Origin of the sequence: Micromonospora parva (assembly GCF_040649675.1) — a bacterium.
Classification (GTDB): Bacteria; Actinomycetota; Actinomycetes; order Mycobacteriales; family Micromonosporaceae; genus Micromonospora; species Micromonospora parva.
Window position 1 is genome coordinate 124896 of record NZ_JBEZFX010000016.1, and the last position, 13108, is coordinate 138003.

At 69.8% G+C, this 13108-nt stretch carries 12 protein-coding genes; 5 read left to right on the top strand and 7 right to left on the bottom strand.

The genetic code is table 11. From position 1 onward, the window contains the following. Window positions 1-38: 38 nt before the first annotated feature. Window positions 39-674: a type 1 periplasmic-binding domain-containing protein gene (locus AB0C03_RS30175; protein WP_036412792.1), complete on the bottom strand. Its 636-nt coding sequence runs from the start codon at window positions 672-674 to the stop codon at window positions 39-41. Between AB0C03_RS30175 and AB0C03_RS30180 the strand changes: the two genes are divergently transcribed. The 4 genes from AB0C03_RS30180 to AB0C03_RS30195 all read left to right on the top strand — a co-directional run bounded on the left by AB0C03_RS30180 (window position 646) and on the right by AB0C03_RS30195 (window position 6494). Next, window positions 646-2100, top strand: coding sequence for a HupE/UreJ family protein (locus AB0C03_RS30180; protein ID WP_357640541.1), 1455 nt, complete (start codon window positions 646-648; stop codon window positions 2098-2100). The genes AB0C03_RS30175 and AB0C03_RS30180 overlap by 29 nt on opposite strands. A 143-nt stretch (window positions 2101-2243) precedes the next feature. After that, on the top strand, window positions 2244-4217 hold the full coding sequence (locus AB0C03_RS30185) for a purple acid phosphatase family protein (RefSeq protein WP_357640544.1): 1974 nt from the start codon (window positions 2244-2246) through the stop codon (window positions 4215-4217). A 90-nt stretch (window positions 4218-4307) separates the two neighbouring features. Beyond that, on the top strand, window positions 4308-5387 hold the full coding sequence (locus tag AB0C03_RS30190) for a COG1361 family protein (RefSeq protein ID WP_357640547.1): 1080 nt from the start codon (window positions 4308-4310) through the stop codon (window positions 5385-5387). 135 nt (window positions 5388-5522) lie between these two features. Continuing rightward, window positions 5523-6494 (top strand): NADP-dependent oxidoreductase, encoded by a 972-nt coding sequence (locus AB0C03_RS30195; protein WP_357640550.1) that lies wholly within the window; start codon window positions 5523-5525, stop codon window positions 6492-6494. A 4-nt stretch (window positions 6495-6498) separates the two neighbouring features. On the opposite strand, the gene AB0C03_RS30200 is transcribed toward AB0C03_RS30195, so the two are convergent. The 6 genes from AB0C03_RS30200 to AB0C03_RS30225 all read right to left on the bottom strand — a co-directional run bounded on the left by AB0C03_RS30200 (window position 6499) and on the right by AB0C03_RS30225 (window position 11897). Beyond that, the gene (locus AB0C03_RS30200) at window positions 6499-7089 is read right to left on the bottom strand and encodes an HAD family hydrolase (RefSeq protein WP_030338078.1); all 591 of its coding nucleotides are present in this window, start codon (window positions 7087-7089) and stop codon (window positions 6499-6501) included. Window positions 7090-7106: 17 nt separating this feature from the next. Then, window positions 7107-8363 carry an RNA polymerase sigma factor gene (locus AB0C03_RS30205; protein WP_030338075.1) on the bottom strand — a complete coding sequence of 419 codons (1257 nt, stop codon included), beginning with the start codon at window positions 8361-8363 and terminating at the stop codon, window positions 7107-7109. A 2-nt stretch (window positions 8364-8365) separates the two neighbouring features. After that, window positions 8366-8713 (bottom strand): YciI family protein, encoded by a 348-nt coding sequence (locus AB0C03_RS30210; protein ID WP_247675886.1) that lies wholly within the window; start codon window positions 8711-8713, stop codon window positions 8366-8368. A gap of 111 nt (window positions 8714-8824) precedes the next feature. Next, window positions 8825-10036 (bottom strand): low temperature requirement protein A, encoded by a 1212-nt coding sequence (locus tag AB0C03_RS30215; RefSeq protein WP_357640555.1) that lies wholly within the window; start codon window positions 10034-10036, stop codon window positions 8825-8827. 64 nt (window positions 10037-10100) lie between these two features. Further along, window positions 10101-11159 carry a tryptophan--tRNA ligase gene (gene trpS / locus AB0C03_RS30220; RefSeq protein ID WP_030338070.1) on the bottom strand — a complete coding sequence of 353 codons (1059 nt, stop codon included), beginning with the start codon at window positions 11157-11159 and terminating at the stop codon, window positions 10101-10103. Between the two features lie 270 nt (window positions 11160-11429). Then, complete coding sequence (locus AB0C03_RS30225) at window positions 11430-11897, bottom strand: PRC-barrel domain containing protein (RefSeq protein WP_357640558.1); 468 nt, start codon at window positions 11895-11897, stop codon at window positions 11430-11432. A gap of 168 nt (window positions 11898-12065) precedes the next feature. Between AB0C03_RS30225 and AB0C03_RS30230 the strand changes: the two genes are divergently transcribed. Then, entirely contained in the window at window positions 12066-12320 is a 255-nt protein-coding gene (locus AB0C03_RS30230; protein WP_030338067.1) for an SCO4848 family membrane protein, read from the top strand. Window positions 12321-13108 lie beyond the last annotated feature (788 nt).

Below are 13108 nucleotides of genomic sequence, written 5' to 3' on the forward strand. Positions count from 1 at the left end.
CACCGGGCCGGGCGGCCCCGAGGGCGAGGCCCTCGTCGTCAGAGCCAGACCACGATCCCGGTCAGGTCGTTGAGGACGGCGGCCACGCCCGCCCGGATGGCCGCCGCGCAACGTTCCGCGGTGAACGAGTTCGGGTCGTACGTCGAGGACATGCCGAGCCCTTCACCACGGAACGACGCGCCCTCCCAGTCGACGGCGGTGACGTTGTGGGTGGGCTCGGCCAGCTCCGCGCCGACCACCAGGAACTTCTCGTCCAGGTGGTTCGGGGTGACCAGTGCGAGCCCGTCGATGAGATCGTTTCCCGCGCTGACGATGAGGTCCGGACCCATCTCCATCGCCTTGGCGATGCTGGGAACGGCCTCGTGCGCGTTGCCGACCACGATCGTCCTGAGGTCGACGTGCTCGTCGTCGGCCCACTCCTTGACCGCTGTCACCAGGGCCTTGGTCGGGTTGTCGGTACCGCTGGTCAGCAGGACGACCCGGTAGTCCTTCGGCGGGTGGACACCGGCCCACGAGCCGGGCTGCGGGGTGATGGTCGCCTCCGGCGCGGGCTTCGTGGAGGGGTCGACGAACCCGGGGCCGAGGGTGCCGATGGCGCTGGGCGCCGGACGTGGTTCGGACCAGTCGTCGCTGGAGTTGCAGGCGGTGACCAGCGCGGCGGTCGCGGCCAGCATGGCGACGGCCCGAAGCGGGGGGCGCAAGGTGATCGTCCTCCGGGTGGTGGCGGAATGTGCGCGTACTTCTTCGTATTCCTATCTCAATTCCGGTCACCGGCAGTCGGTGGGCGGCGGTTCGGGGATGTTGTTCTCCGGCGGTTCGTCGGTACGCGGGTTGGTGTTCACCAACGACATGCAACGTGCACTGGCCAACCGAGGGAGTCGAATGTCAGGCCGGATCCGCCGTACCGTTATCGTCGCCGCTGTCGGTTTCGCCGCAGCGGTGGTTCCGTTTCTGGCCGCCGAACCGGCGTCCGCGCACGGTTTTTCGTCGACTGTGTACGCGAAAATAACGGCGGGAGATGAGGGTCACATTCGAACGGCGGTGGAGCTCGAATACGACCTCCTCGTCGTCTCCGCCGCGGACGCCGGCCACGACGACCCGCTCTTCCAGGCCGGAACCGCGGCGTTCGAGGCGGGTGACACCGCTGCGCAGGCCGCCGCCCTGAAGGGCCACGCGTCGACGGTCCTCGGCTACGTCTCCGACCGGTTCTCGGTGAGCTCCCGGGGTGCGGCCTGCCGGCCGACGCAGGTGGGTGACGCGACGATCGGCGCCCGCGAGGGCGTGCCGTACGCGGACCTGCTGCTCGACTGGACCTGCCCCGAGCGGGTCGACGAGCACGTGGTGCGCAGTGGCCTCTTCCCGGACGGCGAGGGCTACGTCAAGGGCACGAAGACGATCGTCACCTACGAGATCGACGGCCGGTCGGGCAGTGCGGCGCTCGACGCCGCCCACCCGTCCTTCTCGACCGCGCAGGCCTGGTACGAGCGGTTCGGGGAGTTCTTCGTCCTGGGCGCCGAGCACCTGCTGAGCGGTGTCGACCACATTCTGTTCCTGCTGGCGCTCATCGCCGGGTCGCGGCGGCTCCGGGAGATCGTGCTCGCGGCCACCAGCTTCACGGTGGCGCACTCGGTGACGTTCATGCTCGCCGCGCTCGGCCTGGTCGAGGTGCCGGGGGCGATCGTGGAGCCGATCATCGCGTTGTCGATCGCTGTCGTCGCCGGCTGGCACCTGTGGGGAATCTGGCGGCGCGGTGAGCACGCGACCGACCTGGAGACGGCCGGGCGCGGTCACTTCAGCCTGGACCGGGCCGGTTGGATCCGCCTTGGCGTGGTGTTCTGTTTCGGTCTCGTGCACGGCCTGGGCTTCGCTGGCGCGTTGGGCATCGACGAGGCGTGGTCGTGGACCCTGCTGTGGTCCCTGCTGGTGTTCAACATCGGCATCGAAGTCGTTCAGTTGACGATTATCGCGGTCGTCTTCCCGTTGCTGTTCGTGCTGCGGCGTCGTGCGCCCAAAGCCGGCCTCTGGGCGACCGGGGTCGTTTCTGCGGGCGTGTCCCTTATGGGGTTGATCTGGTTTGTGCAGCGCATTTCTGGATCATGAGTAAGGCTAAGTAGTTCGTGAAGTGCAGTCTTTCGCAAGATCATGTTCACGGTTGGTTCATCGGGCAGCGAAAGCGTGGATTTGCTTCCCCAGCGTCGGGTGAAGGCACATCCATTTCTCTATTTGAAAAGGGAACAATGTCGATGACATTGAGCACCTCGTCACGGGCTTCCGCGCTCGTACGGCGTCGCCTGGTCGCCGGGGTCGCAGCCGGCTTCCTGGGCATGGGCGCGGCTCTCGGCAGTGGCCTGATGGCCGCCGCGAGCGCGGCCGAGTCCACCACGATCACCGGTGTGGTCCTCGGCGTCGGCGCCAACGAGACCCAGCGCATCGTGAGCTGGTACTCCTCCGCCGACACCGCGCAGAAGATCCAGCTCGCCCCGACCGCAGAGATCGTCAACGGCGAGTTCCCGGCCGGCGCCGTCAGCTTCGACGCCGTTGGTGCGGCGAACACCTCCACCACCGGGTTCAACCGGCACGCCACGATCAGCAACCTGCGCGAGAACACGGCGTACTCGTACCGGGTCGGCGCCGAGGGCAGTTGGTCCCCGGCGTACTCCTTCAAGACGCGGGACTTCGAGGGCGACTACGACTTCCTGTTCTTCGGCGACCCGCAGATCGGCTCCTCCGGTGACCGGCTGAAGGACCAGGCCGGCTGGGAGGACACCCTGAAGGTCGCGACGGCGGCCAACCCGAACGCCGAGCTGCTGGTGTCCGCCGGCGACCACGTCGAGAGCGCCAACGACGAGGGCCAGTGGACCTCGTTCCTCGCCCCCGACCAGCTGCGCCAGGTCCCCCTCGTCGCCACCATCGGTAACCACGACGTCGGCGGCAAGTCCTACGAGCAGCACCACTTCACCCCGAACACCGACCGCTCGTCGCAGTACTACAACGGCGACCAGGCGACCCGGTCCGGCGGCGACTACTGGTTCATCCACAAGGACGTGCTGTTCATCGACCTGAACAGCAACAGCTACGTCAACCCGGCGGACGGCTCCGCCGGCGGCGACGCGGCGCACGTCGCGTACGTCACCGACGTCATCAACAAGCACGGCTCCGAGGCCAAGTGGAAGGTGCTGGTCTACCACCACTCCATCTACTCGCCGGCCAGCCACGCGACCGACAGTGACAACAAGCAGCGGCGGGAGGACTTCACCACCGCGTTCTCCAACCTCGGCGTCGACATGGTGCTGCAGGGTCACGACCACAGCTACACCCGCAGCTACTCCATCAAGAACGGCCAGAAGGAGAACCCGGACGAGAAGCCGGGCGCTGCCGACGTCTACCCCGGCCCGGGTGGCGTCATCTACGTGACGGCCAACTCGGCCTCCGGCTCGAAGTACTACGACATCAAGAAGCCGGACAGCTCCGGCACGGGCATCCGCGGCAACGGGCCGGACCCGCTGGACCCGAACAAGTACTGGTACAACTCCGTGCAGAACCAGGAGCACGTCCGCAGCTACGTCAAGGTGCAGGTGCGCAACGACAAGCTGGTTCTCGCGAACGTCCGCAGCGGCACCTGCGCGGCCCCGAACGCGGCGGTCGAGAAGGGCCTCTCCTGCGTCAACACCCCGGAGGGGCAGCCGGTCGGCTCGATCGTCGACAACGTGACGGTGCACCCGTACCACGGTGACGGCCAGGCCATCCAGGTCAACGTGCCGAACCCGGCTCCGGGTGAGTTCGGCTGGACGATCGACGGCTACAACGGTCTGGTCGACCTGGGCACCGCGCAGGAGCGCGACGGCACCTACTTCCAGGCCAACGGCAAGATCAACCCGATCCTCGTGTCGGACAGCCGCCGTTCGCTCGCCCCGTGGTCGATCTCGGCCAACGTCGGCGACTTCTCCGACGCCGACAAGAAGTTCTCCGGCTCCTACCTCGGTTGGAGCCCGTACGTGCTCGACGCCGGAGCGGGCGCCGAGGCCGGTGCCCCGGTCCTGTCGTCCTACGACGACCAGGGCAAGGGCCTCTCGGTCTCCAGCGCCCTCGCCGCCGCCGCGCAGGGTCACCCGCGTGGTGGCGCGAAGCTCGGCGCCGACCTGGATCTGAAGATCCCGGACAGCATCGCGAAGGGTAGCTACCGCACCACCCTCACGATCACCGCGCTGAGCAGCTGACCGAACAGTTCCATGGGCGGGGTAGGCACCTTCGGGTGTCTACCCCGCCACCCATTTGCCATCCGTCCAAGATCACCTCAAGGAACCGACATGTACCCGTCCGTCACGCGCTGGAAGACCAGGCCCACCGCACTCCTCCGTACGACAGCACTGTCCCTGCTCGCCGTCGTCGCGGCCGTCGGCGTCGGTGCCGGCCCCGCCCGGGCGGCGGACTGCAACGTCGCCTGGACGGTCCGGACGGCGTCCAACGGTTACGGCGAGGCCCGGTCCAGCTACAGCTACAACGTCAACCCGGGTGGGGCCGTCGAGGACGCCATGGTCGTGGCCAACCGTGGCGCGGCCCCGCTGACCCTCTCCGTGTACGCGGCCGACGGCTTCACCACCGACGCCGGCCAACTCGACCTGCTCACCAAGGACCAGAAGTCCACAGCGATCGGCGCCTGGGTGAAGCCGAACGCCGGCAGCGTCGTGATCCAGCCCGGAAAGACCGCCCAGGTCCCGTTCACGGTCAGCGTTCCGGAGAACGCCACGCCCGGGGACTACGTCGGCGGCATCCTCACCACCCTGACCCAGGCCGACCAGGCTGAGGGGATCAACGTCGACCGGCGCCTCGGTATCCGGATCAAGCTGCGGGTCGGCGGCGAGCTGAAGCCGAACCTCGCGATCGAGGACCTGCACGTGACGTACGCCGGACCGACCAACCCGTTCAGCAAGGGTGACGCCACCATCACCTACAAGGTCCACAACGTCGGCAACGCGGCCCTGTCGGGAAACCAGGCGGTGACCGTCTCCGGCCCGTTCGGCCTGCTGCGGGTCCGGGCCGATGACGTCGCCGCGCCGCCGGAGCTGCTCCCGGGTGAGAGCTGGAACGTGACGGTGCCCGTACACGGGGTGGCTCCGGTCATCTCGCTGGCCGCTACCGCGACCCTGACGCCGCTGCTCACCGATGCCTCGGGCTCCACCACCCCGCTCAAGCCGGTGCAGGCCACCGCGCACGGCTGGGCCCTGCCCTGGACGTTGGTGCTGGCCCTCGTCGTGCTGATCGCCGTGCTCGTCGGGGCGTACCTGTACCGGCGCCGCAACCGGGCGCTGAGCAAGGCGCGCGAGGACGCCCGCGTCCGCGACGCCGTCGAGCAGGCGCTTCGTGGCCCGGAGCCGCAGGCCTCCTGATCGCCGCAGCCGCCCCAAAAGGTTCGGCGAGCCTGCACGTTAGTCCTTGTGGGTGAACGGCCCTCAGCTCCGGAGCGCGCCCGTTCCCGAGCCGGCATGCTGCGACGGTGACGCCGGCACGGAGGGGGAATCCACATGGTTGACGGGGATGTGCCAGAGCGGATGCAGGCCGCGGCCTTCGACGAGTTCGGCGGGCCGGAGGTGATCACCCTGCGCAAGCTGCCGATCCCGCAGGTCGCCGACGACGAAGTGCTGATCAAGGTGTGGAGCGCCGGCGTCGGGGTGTGGGACGCGTACGAGCGGGAGGGGGTGCTGGTGCCGGAGGGCTCGGCACTGCCGATCGTGCCCGGCTCCGACGGTGCCGGAACCGTCATCGCGGCCGGCGGCACGGTGACCAGCCTGGCCGTGGGCGACCTGGTCTACGTCTCCGCCACCACCCGGCCCAAGGGCGGCCTCTACGCCGAGTACGCGTCGGTCAAGGCGGAGTACGCGGCGAAGGTGCCCGACGGTGTGCCGGCCGAGCACGCCGGTGCCATGCCCACCGACGCGCTGACCGCACTGGCCGGCCTCGACACCGTCAGCCTGTCGGCCGGCGACTGGTTGCTGATCTTCGGAGCGAGCGGCGGTCAGGGCCACCTGGCCGTGCAGTTGGCGAAGCGGCAGGGCCTCAACGTGATCGCCGTGGCGTCCGGGGCGGACGGCGTCGCGCTGGTGACCCGGCTCGGCGCCGACGTGTCGGTGGACGGTCACGGCGACATGACCGAGGTGCTGGCCCGGATTCGGGACGCGGCACCGGGCGGGGTCAACGCCATCCTGGCGATGGCCGGCGGGCCGACGCTGGACCGGCTCACCGAGGCGCTGGCCGACGGCGGGGTGGTCGCGTACGCCCACGGGGTGCGGCCGGAGCCACAGGAACGTCCGGGCTTCACGGTCCGCGCGTACGACGGCGAATCGAACCCCCGACAGTTGCAGCGCCTCAACGAACTCATCGAAGCGGGGCCGTTCGTGGTGCACGTCGCCGAGACGTTCCCCCTGGGCAAGGTGCGGGACGCGCACCAGCGCCTCCAGACCTCCTACGCCGGCAAGCTCCTGCTGACGGTGGCCTGAGAGGTCAGGGCGTGCGCTGTTGCGGCACGCGTACCGATGCCATGCCGGCCGCCGTCGCGGCCTGGATGCCCAGGTCGGTGTCCTCGAAGACCAGGCAAGCCTCCGGGGGTACGCCGAGCTGCCGCGCCGCGAGCAGGAACGCCTCCGGGTCGGGCTTGGCCCGGGTGTAGTCGTCGGCGCAGACCAGCACGTCGAACCGGTCCAGCAGGCCCAGCGCGTCCAGGGAGGCGGTGACCGACGCGCGGGTGCTGCCGGAGACCACGGCGAACGGAACCCGCCGGTGCGCGTCGTGGATGTGCGCCAGCACCTCCGGCACCGCGGCGAGCTGCGGCAACAACTCCTGGTAGTAGCTCTCCCGGCGCTCGACCACGGCAGCCACCGGCATGGCCAGACCCTGCTGCTCGTTCAGCTCGACGATGATGTCGGCGGTGGGCCGCCCACCCCACGCGTAGAAGAGGTCCTCCGGGAACTCGCAGCCCCACTCCGCGAGGGCCCGCTGCCAGGCCACGTAGTGCAGCGGCATCGAGTCGACGATGGTGCCGTCGCAGTCGAACAGGTACGCGGCGAACGGCCCGGGAGGCAGCGGCAGACTCACCCGGGGAAGGGTACAGCTCACCCGCTCGTGACAGCCTTCAGCTGGCTGAGCAGGTACGCGCGCTCCGGTTCGGTGCCGACCAACGTCAACGCGCTGCGGTACGCGGCCGCGGCCTCGTCGTACCGGCCGAGCCGGCGCAGCAGGTCGGCCCGAGCCGCCGGATAGGGATGGTGGCCGCGCAGGCGCGGATCGTCGGCCAACTCGTCGAGCAGCGCCAGCCCCGCCTCCGGTCCGTCCCGCATGGCCACCGCGGCGGCCCGGTTCAGCGCGACGACCGGCGAGGGCACCAGGCCGAGCAGCACGTCGTAGAGCGCCACCACCTGCGGCCAGTCGGTGCTGGCCACGTCGGGAGCCTCGTCGTGCAGCGCGGCGATGGCGGCCTGCACCGCGTACGGCCCGGGAGCCCGGCCGGTCAGCGCGACCACCACCAGGCCGCGCCCCTCCTCGATCATCTGACGGTCCCAGCGCCCCCGATCCTGGTCGTCGAGCAGGATCATCGCCCCGTCCGGCCCGGTACGCGCGTCGCGCCGGGCATGGACGAGCAGCATCAGGCCGAGCAGCCCGGCGGCCTCCCGCTCGGCGGGCAGCAGCCGGCGCAGAATCCGGCCCAGCCGGATGGCCTCCTCGGCCAGGTCGATCCGTTGCAGATCCGGGCCGGAACTGGCCGCGTACCCCTCGGTGAAGATCGAGTAGACGGCCTGGAGCACGGTGGGCAGACGGCCGGGCAGCTCGTCGTCGCCCGGCACCCGAAACGGGATGCGTGCGTCACGGATCTTCCGTTTGGCGCGGACGAGTCGCTGGGCCATGGTGGCGGGCGGCACCAGGAAGGCCCGCGCGACCTCGGCGGTGGTGAGGCCGGCCAGGAACCGCACTGTGAGCGCGGCACGGTCCGGCGCGGCCAGGGCCGGGTGCGCGCAGGTGAAGAAGAGCGCCAGCCGGTCGTCGGGCAGGTCACGGTCCGCGTCGGCGGGCGGGGCGTGATCGGCCCGCTCGGCCTCCGCCCGGAGCACGGCGAGCCGGGTGGCCAGCACCCGGTCACGACGCAACCGGTCCACGGCCCGACGCCGGGCAGTGGTGAGCAGCCAGGCGCCCGGCCGGCTCGGGACGCCGTCGGTCGGCCAGTGCGTCAGCGCCGCCTCGATGGCCTCGGAGGCGACCTCCTCGGCCAGGTCGAGGTCGCCGAAGCGGCGCACGAGCGAAGCGAGCAGTCGGCCGCGCTCCTCCCGGAACACGGCCTCCACCGACGACCCGACGGCTGCCCTCTCATCCGGCACGCTCAGACCTGCACGTCGATCTCGGCGATCGGACGGACCTGGACCGATCCGGGACCGGCGGCCCCGGGGCTGCGGGCGGCCCACTCCAGCGCGGCGTCGAGGTCCGGCACGTCGATGACGTCGTACCCACCGAGCAGCTCACGGGTCTCGGCGAACGGCCCGTCGGTGATCGTGCGCTCGCCACCGGCGCTCACCTGCACTGTCGTACAGGTGGTCAGGTCCTGTAGCGGGTGCCCGGAGACCCAGACTCCGGCGTCCTTCATCTCGCGGTCGTAGCGGATCCAGTCCTCGAAGCTGCACCCGTTGTCGACGACCTCTCCGTCGACCATGGGACTCATGAACAGCAGCATGTACTTCACGTTTTGGCTCCTCTCGGTGCGGCGGTGTCGCCGTACAGCATGACGACGAACGGTGACCGCGGATATCGACACGGCCCGGCAACCTTTTCTGCCCGGCTCCGCTCACCGCAGGCGTGGCCGCGCCGGGTCGGATCGTTCGTCGCGTCGGTCCATCCGTCGCTCGAACCAGGTCACGCCGATCAGGAAGGCGGTCAGCACTGTGAGCGCCGCCAGTGGCGGCAGGGACCGGCCGATCGGCAGCAGGGGCAGCGGCAGCAGGGCGGCGACGACCTGCGTCGGGACCACCGTGCCGACGGTCAGCCGTCGGAAGACCAGTCTGCTGAGCAGGTAGAGGGCGGTGCCGCCGTAGAGCGCTGTCGCTGCCTCCCACCCGAGGCGACCCGGATGCGCCGACTCCCCGGTGAGGTGGGCGATCACCTCCTCGATGCCGAGCGCCACGTAGATCGCGCCGATGATCAGCGTGGAGTGCGCGAGGCCGTACGCGTCGCCGGCCACGCTGGCCCGTCGCTCGCCCGGCACGCTGCTGACGACCTCGCTGGCGGTGGACGCCAGCCGATCGAAGTAGAGCCACCACAGGCAGACCGTGCTGGTGAGGCCGAGCAGTGCGGCCAGTAGCGCGGGGCCGACCGGGGCCATCGCCCTGGGGCCCGCGCCGGCGGAGATCAGGGACTCACCCAGCGCGATGATCAGCACCAGGCCGTACCGCTCGGTGAAGTGGTCCACGCTGCGCAGTTGCCACGGCCGGAAGGCGGACGCGATCCGGGCACCGCCGATGTTCAGCAGAAACGCCACCGTCCAGAGCGCCGTCTGGGCCGCACCGCCGAGCAGGGCGCCGATGATCAGGGGAACCCAGCCCAGCACGACCGGCACCGTGAAGAACCTCAGCGTCGAGCGCAGCGCGGGGTTCGTCGCGCTCGCCCAGAACAGAATCACCAGCTGCACGGCCCGACCCACCACGTAGGCCAGCGCGAGAGTCAGCGGTGCGTCGAACAGCTCCGGGCTCTGCTGCCACGCGTCCGGCAACACCAGCGCGGCCACGAAGATCGCCGCCATCGCGACCAGGGTGGCGGCGCGGACCGGGCCGACGTCCGCCCGGACCAGGTTTCCCACCCAGATGTACGGCGACCAGGAGTAGAGCAGCAGGAGCAGCAGGAGCAGCCCCTGGGCCAGGGTGAGCGCGCCCGGCGACCCCGCCATGAACGTGATGACCCGGGTGAGTGCGAAGACGAAGACCAGGTCGAAGAAGATCTCGAACATCGTGGTCCGGTGCGTCACCCCCGCAGGCGCCGGACGAATATCCGAGATCCTCCTCATCCTGGCATTCTGCGCCATTTCGCTCGGCGCTTCGTCCGGTCTCCTCGCTCAGCGCCGCCCGGCGTCAGGTTGCCGCTTCTGTCCGGCGTCGGCTGCGCTCAGCCCGCCGCCGCACCTGCTGGTACGCGCCGGTCAGCCCCATCGCCCGGCGCACCTCGAGCACCGTCTGGCGTACCTCCTGGCGGGTCCGTTCCGTGCCCTCGACGATCAGCCGGTCGACCAGACCCCGGTCAGCTTCGATCTCGGCCCGACGCTGTCGGATCGGCGCCAGGAACCCCTCCAGCGCGACGACCAGCCGTTCCTTGACCTCCACGTCACCCACCCGCCCGGCCCGGTAACGCCGGGCCAGGTCGGCGACCTCGTCGCGGTCCGGATTGAAAACCTCGTGGTACGCGAACACCGGGTTGCCCTCCACAGTGCCCGGCACGTCGGCCCGTACCCGGTTCGGGTCGGTGTACATGCCCAGCACCTTGCGACGCACCGTCGCCGCGTCGTCGGAGAGCGCGATGGTGTTGCCCCGGCTCTTGCTCATCTTGGCCGCGCCGTCGGTGCCCACCAGGCTCGGCGTGTCCGCCGGGATCAGCTCGGGCACCGGGAAGACCGGTCCGTACAGGTGGTTGAACCGCCGGGCGATCTCCCTGGTCACCTCGACGTGAGCGGCGTTGTCCCGGCCGACCGGGACCACCTCCCCCTTGACGCAGAGGATGTCCGCCGCCTGGAGCACCGGGTAACCCAGCAGCCCGTACGGCATCTCCTCCTTGCCGGCGTCGCGAGCCATGTCCTTGAGCGAGGGCACCCGTTCCAACCGGGGAACTGTCACCAGGTTCTGCAGGAGGGTGTTGAGATCGCCGACCTCGGGGATCGCCGACTGGAGGTAGAAGGTTGCCCGGTCCGGGTCGACCCCGGCGGCGAGGATGTCGGTCACCATCTCGCGGGCGTTGCCGGAGACCTGGTCGATGTCCTCGCGGCGGTTGCGAGTGGTGAGCATGTGCAGGTCGGCGATGATGAAGAAGCTCTCGTAACGCTGGTGCAGCCGTACCCGGTTGGCGATGCTGCCGACGTAGTGGCCGAGGTGCAGGCGGCCGGTGGGCCGGTCACCGGTGAGCATTCGTGCGACGGACATGGTGGTGCCTCTCGTTATCCGAAGGTGGGTCACGCACGGGCGCGCGCCGACCAGGGCTGGCTCAGCCCAGGTCGGTCAGCGGAATCGACTCAGCGAGTCGTCCGCCATCGCGCGCCGGCGCGGAACCGCAGACCACCGGCACGGAGGACGTTCAGAAGTTGCTCACGGCCGTCGCCGGAGCTGGTCGGGGTCTGGGGCACGGCACCGAGGTCGAGGCCGTCGACCGGGTCGACAGCCTCGGATGCGCAGTTGCCCGTCCGGACCACGGCCTCAGATTACCCGTGGGATGGCGCCGGGAGGGGGAAGGTAGCTGTCGGCGTAGTAGGCGCCGACGCGGTCCCGGTATTCCGGGTCTGCCGAATCCGGATCGAACGGTGGTGCGTCCTTGATCTGCTGTCGGGTCCGGTCGACGTGCACGACACGTTCCTGGTGATCCACGCGCGTCACCGTCCCGGCTGGCAGCAGCACCTTCTGCCCGAAGATCCACGGCCCGGTGTCCACCACCAGGTGCGCGGCGTCCGCCGCGTCGCTCGCCTCGTCGATGGTGCCGATGCGCCCATCGCTCGCCTGCACCTGATAGCCCACCAGGTCGACCGGGGTGCCCGGGCCGGGCGCGTCCGGGCCGTCGTGCCCGCCCTGATCCTGCCCAGGGGTGACCGAGGGTGTGGTCTGCGTGTAGCCGCCGGCCAGGGCGGACGGGTCACGCCAGGCCCAGGGGTCGAAGGTCGAGGGTTGCATGGGGCACCTCCAGGGGACGGTCCTCAGCTGTCCCCCTTCGCAGTGCCCATCCCGCCGCGGCCGGAAACAGTCAGCGCCCTGCGCCGGCCGCGCCCGCCGGGGCGGGTCAGCGCGTTCGCGTTGCCGGCGGCGGGCCGCTGAGCAGGTGCGCTGGCATACTCGGCTGCCATGGTGCTGTCGCGAGGGTGGAGCCTCTTCCTGGTCGGAGTCGGCGTCTGGACCTGGGTGATCTGGCCGAGGTTCGCGGTGGCCATCTGGCAGGACCCGCGGTCCTGGGCGTCCGGAACGGTGGCCGACGGCCCGGCCACCAGCTTCCTGTGGGTGCACGCGTTGCTGATCGCCGCGTCGCTGGCGATCGGCACCACCGCCGGCGTTCTCGGCGTCCGGGCCTGGCTGGCCACCCGGCGGCGGCAGACGTCCTGATTCCCCTCGCCGCTCGCGCAGATCAGGCGCCAGCGGTGGCCGGGTGACCGCCGTAGACCGGGAGGCACTCACGCCACGGCCGGCGTCGGCGGTCCTGACCTGGGCAGACGGCCTGGACGTGCGAATGTGACGCGCGCCGCTACCCGTGGATTTGACGATCAAACCCGCAGACGCGTAACTTTCTCTCTGCCAGCGCGGAACGGGGCAAACGGGACGAAGGTCCTGAAGCACCGGAACGAGATGGCAACCGGGTCAGGCAGGGGTTCACTCCTGCGGGACACGGTCCGGGCGGGGCTCGCCGGATCGGCCGTGAGGCGGATTTGGTGCGGCGAAGCCGACCGGGTAAGGTTCACGACCGGCAGGGAACCGGGCGAGACTGCGGGACACCGCAGCGGCCGGTCTGCTGAATCCGACGACCTGACGCAGCGGTTCGCTGCTGCGTGAGTGCGCCGGCGCTGACCCGTACGAAGCATGACAGACCGGGACACACGGTTTGACACGGCAGAGACGGTGAGGTAACGTAGTAAAAGTGCCCGGCGCGAGAGCGGCGGGGACGCGGAACGAAAAGCCCCGGTTGGGGTTCCACTTGGGTGGGGCTTGCGGCTGGTGTGTGGTTGTTCTTTGAGAACTCAACAGGGTGCTTGTAAAGCCAGTGCCAATGATGATTTATACCCCGGACTGGTCAGGCCTTTGGGTTTGGCTGGTTGGGATTCCTTTGGCAACAATTTGTTTGTTGTCGGGATAGCTGTTCAACTAATTTTTTGTTGGAGAGTTTGATCCTGGCTCAG